The organism is Pseudoalteromonas sp. BSi20429 (assembly GCF_000238895.1).
In the GTDB taxonomy this organism is placed as follows: Bacteria; Pseudomonadota; Gammaproteobacteria; order Enterobacterales; family Alteromonadaceae; genus Pseudoalteromonas; species Pseudoalteromonas arctica.
The window spans coordinates 21,193-35,692 of the sequence record NZ_BADV01000066.1 but is presented as its reverse complement, the minus strand read 5'-3'; the positions used below and the strand labels follow the sequence as shown (position 1 = coordinate 35,692).

10 protein-coding genes are annotated in these 14,500 nt (G+C 38.5%); 6 read left to right on the top strand and 4 right to left on the bottom strand.

All coding sequences use genetic code 11. From position 1 onward, the window contains the following. Positions 1–118 precede the first annotated feature (118 nt). Positions 119–1,033, top strand: coding sequence for an aromatic amino acid DMT transporter YddG (gene yddG / locus P20429_RS07510; RefSeq protein WP_007584327.1), 915 nt, complete (start codon positions 119–121; stop codon positions 1,031–1,033). Positions 1,034–1,093: 60 nt separating this feature from the next. On the opposite strand, the gene P20429_RS07515 is transcribed toward yddG, so the two are convergent. Beyond that, positions 1,094–1,774, bottom strand: coding sequence for a LytTR family DNA-binding domain-containing protein (locus P20429_RS07515; protein ID WP_007584325.1), 681 nt, complete (start codon positions 1,772–1,774; stop codon positions 1,094–1,096). Next, on the bottom strand, positions 1,768–3,276 hold the full coding sequence (locus tag P20429_RS07520) for a sensor histidine kinase (RefSeq protein ID WP_007584324.1): 1,509 nt from the start codon (positions 3,274–3,276) through the stop codon (positions 1,768–1,770). Before P20429_RS07520 ends, P20429_RS07515 begins: the two co-directional genes overlap by 7 nt. A 343-nt stretch (positions 3,277–3,619) precedes the next feature. Between P20429_RS07520 and P20429_RS07525 the strand changes: the two genes are divergently transcribed. Next, positions 3,620–4,483: an ABC transporter ATP-binding protein gene (locus tag P20429_RS07525; protein ID WP_007584322.1), complete on the top strand. Its 864-nt coding sequence runs from the start codon at positions 3,620–3,622 to the stop codon at positions 4,481–4,483. Continuing rightward, entirely contained in the window at positions 4,477–7,632 is a 3,156-nt protein-coding gene (locus P20429_RS07530; protein ID WP_007584320.1) for a M1 family aminopeptidase, read from the top strand. The genes P20429_RS07525 and P20429_RS07530 overlap by 7 nt, the downstream gene beginning before the upstream one ends. A gap of 72 nt (positions 7,633–7,704) precedes the next feature. Here the strand turns inward: P20429_RS07530 and P20429_RS07535 are convergent, their stop codons facing one another. Then, positions 7,705–8,220 (bottom strand): ankyrin repeat domain-containing protein, encoded by a 516-nt coding sequence (locus P20429_RS07535; protein WP_007584318.1) that lies wholly within the window; start codon positions 8,218–8,220, stop codon positions 7,705–7,707. Between the two features lie 134 nt (positions 8,221–8,354). Beyond that, on the bottom strand, positions 8,355–9,881 hold the full coding sequence (locus P20429_RS07540; RefSeq protein ID WP_007584316.1) for a catalase: 1,527 nt from the start codon (positions 9,879–9,881) through the stop codon (positions 8,355–8,357). A gap of 427 nt (positions 9,882–10,308) precedes the next feature. Here P20429_RS07540 and P20429_RS07545 point away from each other — a divergent pair, with 427 nt between their 5' ends. The 3 genes from P20429_RS07545 to P20429_RS07555 all read left to right on the top strand — a co-directional run bounded on the left by P20429_RS07545 (position 10,309) and on the right by P20429_RS07555 (position 14,499). Next, entirely contained in the window at positions 10,309–10,983 is a 675-nt protein-coding gene (locus P20429_RS07545; protein WP_007584314.1) for an HAD family phosphatase, read from the top strand. A 210-nt stretch (positions 10,984–11,193) separates the two neighbouring features. Continuing rightward, positions 11,194–12,915: a cytosine permease gene (locus P20429_RS07550; protein ID WP_007584312.1), complete on the top strand. Its 1,722-nt coding sequence runs from the start codon at positions 11,194–11,196 to the stop codon at positions 12,913–12,915. A 60-nt stretch (positions 12,916–12,975) separates the two neighbouring features. Then, positions 12,976–14,499 carry a mannitol dehydrogenase family protein gene (locus P20429_RS07555; protein ID WP_007584310.1) on the top strand — a complete coding sequence of 508 codons (1,524 nt, stop codon included), beginning with the start codon at positions 12,976–12,978 and terminating at the stop codon, positions 14,497–14,499. Position 14,500 lies beyond the last annotated feature (1 nt).

Sequence of the window (14,500 nt, the reverse complement as noted above, 5' to 3'; positions counted from 1 at the left end):
AAAAAAGGGTGAATGTTAAAAATAGGCGAGAGGTTTAAGCTATTAACTTTAATTGTTTAATTAAATAATTACTGTTAGTTTAGTTTCAAATTTACGAGTAGTACTTTTGGATTGGCAAATGGATTTTATAAACAAAAATAAATATACACTATATGGAGTCGCTGCAATATTACTGTGGAGTTGCTTAGTTGCATTACTACGGGATATTTCTGAGTTGTTTAGCCCCATTGGTGGTGCTGCGGCTATGTATTCTGTCAGTGCGATATTTTTAATTTTGGTTATGGGAGTGCCCAAGTTTAGTGGTTTTTCGAAACGCTACTTGGTAGTAGGTACTTTATTATTTGTATCGTACGAAATTTGCTTGGCGCTTTCTATTGGTATGGCAAATAGTCGTCATCAGGCAATGGAAATGGCGGTTATTAATTATTTATGGCCCACGCTAACAATACTGCTCTCTATTATTATTGGTCGTAAAAAAGTAAGTTACTGGGTTTACCCAAGCATGATTATTGCTTTTTTAGGCGTTGCTTGGTGTATTACGGGCGATCAAGAAATGTCGGTCGATACGCTTGTTACTAACTTTGCTGATAATCCTGCTACTTATTTAATGGCATTAGCTGCAGCGTTTATATGGGCTATTTATTGCGTAGTAACGCAAAAGCTGAGTAATGGTAAAAATGCCATTACGTTATTTTTTACTGTTACGGCAATGAGTTTGTGGGCGCAATATGGTTTTAGTAATGAAGCGCCATTAACGTTTTCACTGGGCTCAAGCATGACGTTATTATTAGCCGGTGTAGTCGTGGGGAGCGGTTATGCGCTGTGGAATCAAGCTATTATTGGCGGTAACTTAATGCTGTTGGGTACGCTTTCGTACTTTACACCGGTGTTTTCTAGTATTATTTCGGCGTTGTATTTATCTATTACGCTGAGTGCTTCGTTTTGGCAAGGGGTTGTACTGGTAACAGTGGGCTCGCTAATTTGCTACTTTGTAACGCGAGAAAAGCCACAAAGGTTAAGCGCTAAAGTCTAGAGTCGTTGTTAGGGGGAGCTTAAAGTTATGTTTTAGGTAAACATAAAACAAGACCTCAGATTAAATAATGTCGCGCACTTGTTGTTTAAATGACTTGCCAATTTTAACTGACACGCCTGATGCTAGTTGAACGCTTTCATTACTTAACGCAACCACTTTGTGTTTGTTAATAACGTAAGATTTGTGGACTTGAATAAATGAAGTATCAAGTTCCTGCAATATGTATTTGAGAGTACAGCTTGCAAGTAATGCTTTTTCACCTTGCCATACTTTTACATAATTTCCATACGCTTCAAACATGTCTATGTCGCTTAATTGAATTTTATGTTTTTCACGATCGATTTTAAGCGTAATAGTCAGAGGTGCCTTGGGATTTAGCGTTATGTGTTTTCTTTTTTTCCGTACTTTATTGAGTGCTTGTTCAAGGCGTTGCGCAGAGACTGGTTTTAGTAGGTAGTCAGTTACGTCAAGCTCAAAACCGGCTAAAGCATATTCTTGATACGCACTAATAATAATCACTTGTGGTCGATTCGCGAGCACTTTTAGTAATGCAATGCCTGATAGTTCGGGCATGTTTATGTCTAAAAATAACAAATCAATAGATGATGTGGCTAAAGCACATAATGCATCTTTAGCGGTAAGGTACTGTCCGCTTATATTAATATCTTTATGGGCACTTAAATGATGCAGTATAACGTCATGCGCGAGCGGCTCGTCATCAACAATTATTGTGTTTAGCATGCAGCCAGCTCCAATTTAAGTGTGGTTTGCCAAAGGTTTTTATTTTCATTAATAATTAATGTGTGCTTATTTGGATATAAAAGAGTTAGCCTACGGCGTAAATTGTTAAGTCCCATCCCATGCTCTGAATTGTTATTAGGTAGAATAGGGTTAGAGGAAAATAGCGTTAGTATGTTATCGGCCATGGTGATTTTAAACACAACCGTTACTTTTTGTGAGGTGGGCTCTACACCATGCTTTATCGCGTTTTCTAAAATCATTATTAACAGTAGTGGCGAAATTAAATAGTGTTGTTGATATTCAGGCCATTGCACATCAAAGTTGCAGCGCTCAGCACTTCGTAAATGCTGCAATGCAATAAAACCTTTTAAGTAATTAATTTCTTTTTCTAAACTCACCAGTGCTTTTTGGCCTTCATAAACACTGTAACGCAGTAAGTTAGCTAATTGCATAACAAGATCTGGTGCATTATCTGCTTTTTTTAATGTCAGTGCGTAAAGGTTGTTTAATGTATTAAATAAAAAATGAGGGTTAATTTGCTGTTGAAGTAGCTTTAGCTCTGTTTTTGTTTGTTGTTGGGCAATGTTGCTAATTTGAACGTGTTGTTGCTGTCGTTCAAACGCTAAAATAATCGGTGTGCTTATAGCCAAAAACAAAAATACGAACTGATAATTTTCAGGGCTGAAAATATTATCATTACCGCTTGGTGTTAAGTTAGCAATGCCTGAGGGTAAATCGTTAATAGGTAACAGTAGCAAGCACGATGTTAATATAGGTGTAAGTACAACGAGGCTTATTAAACTTGCAAACAAAAATATTAATACGCCATGATAGGTTAATACGTAGCGTATTAATAAATATCTATTTAATAAATACACTCCATATACTAATCCGGCACAAACAGTAATTTGCCAAAGGTAACCTAAAAAAGTATCAAACTGTGTGAATACTTTATAAACATCAATAACAGGCTCAATAGGCTGGTTTAACATAGGATCAGTGTGCGTATTGAGTATGCTTGATGTAACTATTGCCCAACCTAAAAGTACTATAAACACGACTGTATCAAGTGAAAACAAGGATTTAAGCCATTTATTACTCAACACATTGTTATTTTTATTAGTGCGTTTAGTAATAAGCCATATACCACTTGCAGATGCGCACAGTGTCCAACATTGTGCATCAAGGTATTGCCATTGCGAAAAGTTAAGAAGTTGGTTATTAAATACTAGCAAGAGAGATGGATAGGCTAAAAAGCCTAACAGCCAAACTATGATTGCGGGTGTAAGTAATAAACGATATGCAAACGCATGGGCAATAAAAAAGGGAATACACTGTAAAAAAAGTTGAATATTAATAGTCAGATATTGGCTAGTTGAATCCATATGTGATGACAAAAAGCGTATATGAGAGTCGAGCATAATAGCGGCTATTAGCGGTAAAAAAATTATTAGCTGGGTAATGCTAAAGCGTTGCCATATTGGTGTATTGGCTTGCTGCATATGTGACTCCGTTTTTATTATAGTTTCTGAGCAGATATGCTTAGATAAAATTGTCTTTTTATTTTAAACATTACCTTTGCACAATTCACTACGCTGAGCGCGCTAGTTTATCCATAAAATTGTTTCAATCATAATTTATTTTTAAAATAATTATTTTATTTCATAGGGTTAGTAACCGTTTTAAGCATACTAGGCCGTTTATTTAAATGATGAAAGGTCATATTTAAATGACCAACGTTACTTTTTTATGTTCATCATTTATTTCAATACGTTAACCATTATTTTCTCGCTTGTATTGACTTGCTTTCTTAAGCTGGTGCTATACCAATTAAGGATGAAACTAATGCTTACACTGAAAAATATCAACAAAAAATACGCAGATGGTACGCAGGCTTTGAATGATGTGACGATCACTCTACCCGCCGGTATGGTCGGTCTACTTGGCCCTAATGGAGCGGGTAAATCAACACTTATGCGCACACTCGCGTGTTTACAAAATGCCGACTCCGGACATATTAATTTTAATGGCCTTGATGTGATTAGCCAACCAGATGCGCTTAGATCGCAGCTAGGCTATTTACCACAATATTTTGGCGTGTACCCCAACATGAGTTGTCGGGCGTTACTTGAGCATATTGCCGTATTAAAAGGCATAGATGGTAATGCACGCAAAAACCAAATTAATAGTTTACTTGAGCTAACCAATTTGACTCAGTTTGCTAATAAAAAGGTCGTTAATTTTTCGGGAGGAATGAAGCAGCGTTTTGGTGTGGCTCAGGCTTTGTTAGGTAACCCAAAGCTAATTATTATGGATGAACCCACTGCTGGGCTCGATCCTGTGGAACGAGAAAGTTTAAATAATTTACTCGTTAGTATTAGTCAAAATAGGTTGGTATTGTTATCGACCCATATTGTTGAAGATGTAGAAAATTTATGTCACTACGTGGCCATTATAGATCAAGGAGCACTCATACAAAGCGGTGACGTAAAAGAGTTACTAGTTCCTTTAGAAGGTAAGATTTGGCAGCTCGAAAGTTTACCTACGGGCATACCAAATCAGCATGTATTAAGTAAGAGCCATCGCTATGGTAGAGCGTCATTTCGTGTGTATGCAGACACAGCGCCTGCACAAAATGCAATAAACTCGCCCGCTACGCTTCAAGACAAGTACTTTTTTGGACTCAATGAAGGAAGTCAAACATGTTAATTTTTAATGAGTGGCGATATGCAGTGCGCCAACCACTTGTTTGGCTGTGCATTATTATCCCTTTGGTATTTGCGGTTATGTTGTCCTCTGGGCTTGCAGCAGTTGAAGTTAATTCGTTAAAACAATTTAAGTTAAATATTACAATGCTACAAATGATGCAGTTACCTGTGCTTGTAGGAGTATTGGCGCCCGTTATATTTTTACGAGATCAGCACGCGTCAATGCAGGAGCTTATTTATGCTACGCAAACTAGCTTATTTAAGCGCAGTTTAGCAAGAGTATGCTTACTGATTTGCTTGGTTTTTATTATTAGTTTAATCAGTGATTTAGTAATGATATACATGCAAGTAAGGCAATTGGGCTATATACCAAATATGGTTTCTTTTACTGTATTTAATAGCTTTTTAGTGTTGTTACCAAATAGCTGCTTTTTAGTTGTTGTTGCCTTTTTTGTTTGCCATAAATCAGCTAATTCATTACCCAATTATGTTGTTTTTACAGTGTTGTGGATAGGCTACATAATGCTTGCAAGTATTACCGGAAATCCAATGCTTGCTGGAAGTAGTATTATAAGCAATCGATTTTATACATTATTTGTTTGGCTTGACCCTTTTGCATACACAGCCGTAATAAACAGTTTAACCAATTCATTAGGAGCTTCATTTGCTATTAATCGCGTTGTTGTGAGTATGCTTGCTGTTGGTATTTTTTATATTACTTTTAGTAAAAATAAAAAACACACATTATTAAAGAGTGAAAATGGTAAAAATACTAACGAATACATTCGTTACAACACGTTAGAACCCGCTGAATATAAAACAGCGAAAGTCACAAAAAAACCATTTTTGATGATGGCCAGTTTATACAAAATTACGCTGGTTAATTTGGTTTCACACCCTGTTACTTTACTGATTATTTTTGTTTGGCCGGTGATAGTTTTTAATAGTGTTGCCTCGTCGTCTGGTTATGTTGAACCAATGAGTGTTATGAGCACCACAAGCCTTGATGCAATTAGCTATTATGCATTTGATATGCAATTGTTGTTTGGCACTTTATTAATGGCTTTGTGGAGCTGGCAAGTAAGCTGTTTCGCTAAATACTATAATATAGCTGAGCTGATCGCTGCCACACCGCTCAAAACATATTACTTTTTAAACAGTCAGTTATTGGCCCTAGGTACTATGATATTGTTTTTTTTAACAATGAGCTTATTAGGGGCAAGTGCAGCTCAGTGGTTTTTACACAGTGCATATCAATTTGAAGTACATTTAACCATTTTATTTTTGATGACAATTGTGCTTGCCATTATTGCGTGCGTATTTTTGTGTGTATTTAATTTGTGTCGTTCGCAGCTTATTGCGGGTTTGCTAATTGCTGTTATTTTACTGATCAAATTTACACCGATAATGACTAGCCTTGGCCTCACGCATACATTGTGGAGTGTTGGTTGGACGCCTTTGCAGGCACCTGATAACTTTTGGGGTTATCGTGCAAGTATCAGTAGTTATTGGCCTTATATATCAGTTTGGTTAGTGGCGTGTATAAGTTTAGTTATAATTACGGGGATTTTTAATCACCGAGGTGCCGGGTTGAGCCAAAGAGTAATGGGGGTTAAACATTTTTGGTTACTTATACCTTTACTTATTACTGTGGCACTATTTACTCAATTACATTTAAGACTGGTTGAGGAGAAGCCTTTAACCAACTCGCATAAACGCGAGGCATTTAAAGCACAATACGAAAAAGCATTCTCACAATGGCGCAATGTAGCACAGCCAAACATTGTGCACATTGATGCTAATGTAGGCTTTTATCCGCATCAGCAGCAAGCTCATTTTTCCTTAATATATACCTTAAAAAACACCCATCAAGCCCCTATTAAAGAGATATTGGTTGGGCGCTCTGGTTTTTATAAATGGGCCGATATTGAAATCGATGGCGCGCAAAGGGCTAAAAGCTTTCCCTTGCTTAATCAAGCTGTGTTTAAGTTTGAGAATGAAATGCAGCCAGGAGAAATTCGTAAACTAGTTACGCGGTTTGATGTTCATCAAGCTAAGCTTTGGCCAGTAAGAGGCCATCAGATAATAACCCCTGAATTTAGCTATATACGATCAGTGCCTTTATTGCCGACTGTTGGCTATCAAGATAATTATGAATTAACCGATCCTATACTTCGTCAGCAACACGCACTTAAAGTGAAGTCGGTGATTAGACCCACGAAGCTATTTGCTAAAACGGCGAAAGCAAGTACTCATTACCAGTGGCTTACTATGTCGAGTAAAGTGAGTTCAACAAGGGGTTATCAGGTTATAACCCAAGGAGAGGAAATATCACGTACCAGCAAAGATGACCGCGAAATATTTCATTTTGAGACTCGTACACCCATAAATGCAATCCCAGCTTGGGTCACGGTGCCTTATTCCCCTGTTACCAAACAGCAAAATGGCGTGATATTAAACGTGTTTGCTAAAGATAAAAACGAGCCAGCACGAGCGGAGTCTATAGCTGTAAACCTTAGCGCAATGGGCGATACAATAAAATGGCTTAATAATATAAGCCCTTATAGAGCAAAACAATTGAGTTTAATAGGCTCGCCTAGTGTTGGTGCTACAGGTTATGCATTGCCGCAACTTATACTTATTGAAGACAGTGTTGGTTTTAGATCAAAGCCAAGCGCTAATGCAGGCTTTGATCAACGCTATCGCCGTGCAGTTCATGAAACCGCGCATCAATGGTTTGGCCATGATATTGGTAATGGGGTATTTTCAGATAGCGCTTTTTTAGTGGAGTCTATGGCAAAGTATATTGAGCTTGTTGTTATAGAGCAGCGTTATGGGAAAGCGACAATGCAAGCGCTGGTTGAGTATGAAACAACACGCTATGAGCAAAGTATGCTGATGAACATAAAGGAGCGAACAGCCTTGGTTGATGCTACACAAAGCTTTGATCAATATTCGCGAGCAACCATTGTCTTTGCTAAGCTACGCGCTGCTATTGGGGATGAACCCATTATTAATGCGCTCAAGTTGGTTTGGAAAAATCATGGTTATCCAAACAGTCCCGCCAATTCTATGGATTTTATACGAGCATTAAAACATGAAGCTGGAAAAGAACAAGAAAGCTTAATAAACACACTGTTTTTAGAGTAAGTACGTTTAATTTGAACATATATTTAGTAAATCAAAAGCCCTATTATTTTAGGGCTTTTTGTTGCGTGCAGATTATTTTGCATTATTTACCTGCGCTAGTAACTCTATAACTTTTTGTTGACCAAATGTTTGTGCAAATTGCTCGGCTGTTTGACCGGCTTTGTTTTGATGCGCGTTGTCGCAATCAAGTGATACGAGTGTTTTAGCTATACTAAATTCACCTCTAAAAATAGCGGCCATTAGCGCTGTGTTGCCTCGGTTATCTTCTAGACAGGCATTAGCGCCTAAGTGTAAAAGTGTGTTAACCGTGTTTTTATTACCATGGTAAGTAGCAATCATTAACGCGGTGTAGCCTTTATTGTTGTAGCTGTCGATAGGAATACCAGCATCTACAAATTGCTCTATTACAGCGGTGTCGTTTGTACGTGCTGCGGCAAAGTAATAAGCAAATAAGCTTTGGTATTGTGTTTTTGCAGAATGTTGGCTTTCAACTTGCATACTGGGTGTTTGTGTACTTGGGGTATTTTGAGCGTAAACGCTACTGGTAAAGCTCAGTAGTAGAGCGACTATAATTAATAAATTACGCATAACAATTGTCTCTTATAAAAAGAGGAAGGGGGTTATCCCTTCCTCATAATTGTGGTTGCTTATATAGCTGCTTGCTTAGTTGGGACTAATTTTTACAACTGATTACTTACAGCTAGTTAATTACAACTAGCTACTTACAAGTTAGCGGCTAGTTGTTTAACCATTTTAAGGTCGCCGTTTACAGCTTTAGTTAAGCGTGTACCGTACTCGCTATCAGCTTTGTAAAAGTGACTAAGCATTTTGTGTTTAACACTGCTGTTTTGCACTTTGCCTAAATCGCCTGCTAGGTTATTAATTAGGTTTGTACGTTCTTGCTTGCTAAAACCACGGTATATAACACCTGCTTGCGCGAAGTTTTGCTGCTTTTTAATCGCGGCTTGTTGTACAAAGCCTTTTAGCTCTGTGTTACTTCTACGTGCAATTGGGTTTTCAGCTACGTTTTCTTGGCTTGGCTGGTAGTTCACATTGCTTGTCGTGTTCCCGTAGTTCATTGCACCGTCTTGGTTGTAGTTAACCACTTCAACTTTTGCACGGTTAATTGGCAATTGCTGGTGGTTAGCTCCTAGGCGGTACATTTGTGTATCAGCGTAAGAAAACATACGACCTTGTAATAAGCGGTCTTCTGATGGCTCAATACCTGGAATAATGTTTGCCGGTGCCATTGCTACTTGTTCCGTAGATTGGAAGAAGTTAGTTGGCATACGGTTTAACGTCATTGTTCCTACTTTAGTTTCTTTAATATCTAACCACATTTTTGTTGCATCTAACGGGTTGTAATCAAAGTCATCAAGCTGCGATGGATCAAGCGTTTTAATGTACAGATCCCATTTTGGGAAATTGCCTCTGTTTATTTCAGTGTATAAATCTTGTGTTAAATGTTGAAAGTTTTGGCTTTGTACTTTTGCCACTTCTTTTGCGTCAAGGTTATCAATGCCTTGCTGGCTTACCCAATGAAACTTAACGTATTTAACATCACCCGATTTATTAATCATTTTGTATGCATGTACACCCCAACCGTCCATTTTACGAAGACTTGCTGGTGTACCGTAGTCGCTGTAAACCCACGTTAGCATTTGTGTAGAACCTGGTTCATGCGAGAAAAAATCAAATACACGGTTAGGATCTTGAATGTTATCAACCGGAGATGGCTTTAAAGAGTGCACCATGTCTGGGAATTTGATTGCATCACGAATAAAGAACACAGGTAAGTTATTACCTACTAAATCCCAGTTACCTTGGTCTGTGTAAAACTTAGTTGCAAAGCCACGTGGGTCACGCAGTGTTTCTGGGCTACCTTTAGAGTGGATTACAGATGAAAAGCGAACAAATACGTCTGTTTCTTTACCTGCTTGTGCAAACGGTGCTGCAATTGTTAAATCGTCTAGCTCTTTTGATGCTACAAACACACCGTGTGCGCCAGTACCACGAGCATGCACAACACGCTCAGGAATACGCTCACGTGCAAAACGTTGTAGTTTTTGAATTAGTTGCACGTCTTCTAGTAATACACTGCCACGTTCGCCTGCAGTAATTGAATTTTGGTTGTCGCCAACAGCTGCGCCGTTATCTTTAGTAAGTGTTGTTGCTGCGCTTGCCGGTAATGCCATTGCAAGTGCTAGTGCAGTTAGTGTTAATTTTGTTTTGTTTATTTGAGTATTCATTGTCGACCTCATCTATTTAAAAGTGCCGGCAGTGGTGCAGGCTGTTAATCTGTTAACGATAGTATTGATTTTATTAACTTCGGTAAAACTGATTAATTAGATTGAAGTGATTTGTAAAACAGATGAAATAAATTAACAGGAGCACTTTTTACGTTAACGGAATTTTTTTACTACGACCTTGGTCGCAATATGCTTTTATAAAGTTGATTAAATACAAAGGTTTTTAGTTTTATCTGAGTGTATTTTCACCAAGCTGGTGCGTTTTATACTTACAGTGTGTTGACATATTCGTGCAATAAAGGGAATATGCTCAATCGGTGGGCTTATGCTCATTATTGAGTTGCACTAAAAAGCTGCACAATATTAATCGCGCTTAACTCGTTATACTTAAATTAGCTAAACCAAACAGTTTTAATAAGGTGACAAGATGAATACTAACATTGAGCTAGTGATATTTGATTGTGATGGCGTTGTTATTGATAGCGAAATTTTAAGCGCACAAGTACTCATTAATATGCTTGTTGAAAAAGACGTTGATATTGACCGTGCTTATGTACAGCAACACTTTTTAGGCTGCAATTTTAAAACAGTAAGCCAAAAAATAGCGGATGCATTTAATGTCACTCTTCCTGAAAGCTTTGAAGGTGACTACCGCGAAGCACTGTTAAACGAATTTGAAACAGGGCTAACCACGACTGACGGTATAAAAGACGTACTTAACAATTTAGCTGTGCCTATTTGTATAGCTACTAGCAGCAGCCCAGCACGCACCGCAAAAGCGTTGAGCGTAGTGAGTTTAAGTAAGTACTTTAGCGATACGGTTTTTACCAGCAGCGAAGTTAAGCGTGGCAAACCAGCACCCGATTTATTTTTACATGCAGCTAAACAAATGGGTGTAAAGCCAGAGCATTGTTTAGTGATTGAAGACAGTAAAGCCGGCGTAAATGCAGGAATTGACGCCAACATGCAAGTACTGCATTACAGCGGTGGGCAACATATGCAAGGCTCTGTTAATCATGTACACAGTGCTTACCCAAATGTTGATCATTTAACGCATTGGCAAGATTTTTTTAGTGCATACCCTGCACTTAAAAAGCAGTAAACACGCAGCTTTTTAAATAAACAAAGTTTTAAACGCGATTTGCTCGCCTTACACACTGACAGGCAAGCAAACGCAAAATATAAATGTAGATGGTTTTGCTTTACTAAAAATAAAACAAAACATGGCGAAACATCATGCGTTTAAAAGCCAAATTATAAAAGGCAAAGTATTTAGGTATTAAATACTTTGCTGTTAACAATAGGAAATACCATGGCAACGAGTCCACACACACAAACATTTAAAGATGTAAACGAAGAGCAACTTCCTGTTGCTAATAATAAGCTTCACGGCTGGAAACATTTTGCAGGGCTATATGCTGGCGAACATGTTGCGGCTACTGAATTTGTTATTGGTGCAACGTTTGTTGCATTAGGCGCTTCAACCATCGACATTCTACTGGGTTTATTAATAGGTAACCTGTTAGCAATGTGTTCTTGGTGGCTGATTACTGCACCCATTGCAGTAGAAACCCGCTTAAGTTTATATAACTACTTAAACAAAATTGCTGGTAACTCAATGACCAAGCTCTATAACTGGGCTAACGTGGTTATTTTTAGTGTTATATCGGCCGCTATGATCACGGTATCCTCCACCGCCGTGCGGTTTTTGTTTGATATACCTGCACAACTTGATTGGTATCCAAATAGCTTTTGGTTTGTAGCCATTGTTTTAGCTGTTGGCTCTATTGTTGTGTTTGTTGCGATGTATGGCTTTTCTACGGTTGCTGACTTTTCGAAACTGTGTGCGCCGTGGCTATTTGTTATATTTATTGCAGGTTCGTTCGCGTTATTCCCTGAGCTTTCAAATCACGTATTAGGTTCTACCTCTTTAACTAGCTTTAGCGACTTTATGACCATAGGCGACTCCTCCATATGGACGGGCACCAATGCCGATGGTGAAAAAGGTATTGGCCTATTAGAAGTGATTGGCTTTGCATGGGCTGCTAACTCAATTACTCACTTTGGTTTAATCGACATGGCTATTTTTAGATTTGCTAAACGCAAAAGCTATGGTTTGTTTTCTGGTGTGGGCATGTTTTTTGGTCATTACTTAGCGTGGATCTCTGCCGGTATTATGGGCGCAGGTGTTGCGGTATTACTTAAAACAACTATTTCATCACTTGATCCGGGCGATGTTGCATACCATGCATTAGGTTGGACTGGTTTTGTTATTGTAATTATTGCCGGTTGGACTACAGCTAACGCAAACCTTTACCGTGCAGGCCTTGCAGCACAATCTATATTTGTTAATCAATCACGTGAACGCACAACCGCTATTGTAGGTGTTGTAACCGTGATTATTGCGTGTTTCCCGTTTGTATTTTCACAAATGCTTCCGCTACTTACCTACGCAGGCTTATTAGTTGTGCCAGTAGGGGGCATTGTGTTTGCTGAACATGTGTTATTTCCTAAAATTGGCCTAACACGTTACTGGGCTAAATATAAAAATATTACCCGCAGCGTACCGGCTATAGCATCTTGGGCGTTAGCGCTTGTGTTTGGCTTTGGTTTAAATGCTATTGATGTAATGTCGTTTTACTACTTGTTTATTCCTACGTGGATTTTCACAATCGTTATTTATACACTTTTAGCTAAAAAATACGGCGCCGGTGAAGATTACACACAAGAGATTGAAGCAGAAGAGCAAGAGCAACGTGATATTAAAGAATATCAAGCTGCACAAGCTAAAGACATTCCAAAGCCAGTAATTGACAGCTCTGTATTTACCAAAGTACTTAATGCGGTTTCTACGGTTTCATTGGTTATTATTTTTATATTTGCCAGCCAGGTGATGTTTTTCAGTGAAACTATGAGTATGTACAGCGCTAATAAATCGCAATTCGAAATAGCCTGTTTTATTTGTACTGTTATTTATTTTGTTACTGCGTACTGGTCGTTAAAACGCCATAAAGTACTCAATACAGCATCGTAATTACTTATCGTAATACAGTATCGTAATTTATATTTTATTTTTGTTTAGTAAGGTCGCACCATGACGCAACATCAACACACTGACGCTCTAGTTACAGGGCTAAACCAACAAAGCTTGGCTCAATTACCAAGCCATGTTGATACACCAACCTACGATCGTAGCGTAGTTAAAGCCGGTATTGTTCATATTGGCGTGGGCGGCTTTCATCGTGCTCATCAAGCGGTATATGTTAACGAGCTTTTAAAAACTCCAGGCTCTGAACAATGGGGCATATGTGGTGTTGGCCTTTTAGAGGGTAACCGTGGTCTACGTGATATTTTAAAGCAGCAAGATTACCTTTATACGCTTACTGTTAGACACCCAGACGGTAAAATAGATAATAAAGTAATTGGCTCAATGATCGACTTTTTGTTTGCTCCAGAGGACAAACAAGCGGTAATTAATAAGTTAGCGCACAGCGATACTAAAATTGTGTCGCTTACTATTACCGAAGGCGGCTACAACTTTAACCCTGCAACGGGCGAGTTTGATTACAGTAATCCAGATATTATTAACGACATTAATAACCCGAACGACCCAATTACAGCGTTTGGTTACATTACTGCTGCGTTAAAACTGCGTAAAGAGCAAGGCTTAGGCGCATTTACAGTGCAGTCGTGCGATAACATTCAGCACAACGGTAACGTAACACGCAAAATGCTTTTAGCCTTTGCTACAGAGCAAGACAAAGACCTAAGTGAGTGGATTGAGCAAAACGTATCGTTTCCAAATGCGATGGTTGACCGTATTACACCGGTATCTAAAAAGAGTGATATTGATTACGTGGTTGATGCATATGGTGTTAGCGACGAGTGGCCAATTACCTGTGAGTCGTTTACACAATGGGTAATAGAGGACACATTTAGTGACTCTCGTCCAAATTGGGATATTGTTGGTGCACAGTTTGTTACTGATGTAACGCCTTATGAAACCATGAAAATACGTTTACTTAATGCAGGGCATTCTGTGCTTGGTTTATTAGGTTCAATCCATGGCTATGGCACTATTGACGAAACGGTATCTGATGAATTATTTGCCACATACCTGCGTGCTTTTATGGATAAAGAAGTAACGCCAAATCTTGAACCACTTGAAGGCATTGACCTTGAAAGCTACAAAGATACGTTAATAGAGCGTTTTGCTAATCCTAATATTAAAGACAGCCTAGCGCGTATCTGTAGTGAAAGCTCAGCTAAACTGCCTAAGTTTTTAATTGCCACAATTAACGAAAACCTAGTACAAGGTCGAGATGTATCACTGGCAACGCTTGTTATTGCAACTTGGTGTTTATACAGCGATAAGGGTTTAAGTGAAAACGGCGACAAGCTTGAAATTCAAGATGCGATGCACAAAGAGCTTAATTCTTACGCGCAAGAGACTCAAACTAGCCCGTCTGCATTTTTAAAGTTAACGAGCTTGTTTGGTAAGCTTGAGCATAACGAAACGTTTACTGCTGAATATAAAAAGTCGATTGCTGCGTTGTATGCACCTAATAGTAAAATTAAAGCCATTATGCAGGCTGTACTTGATCAAAAGAGTAACTAAT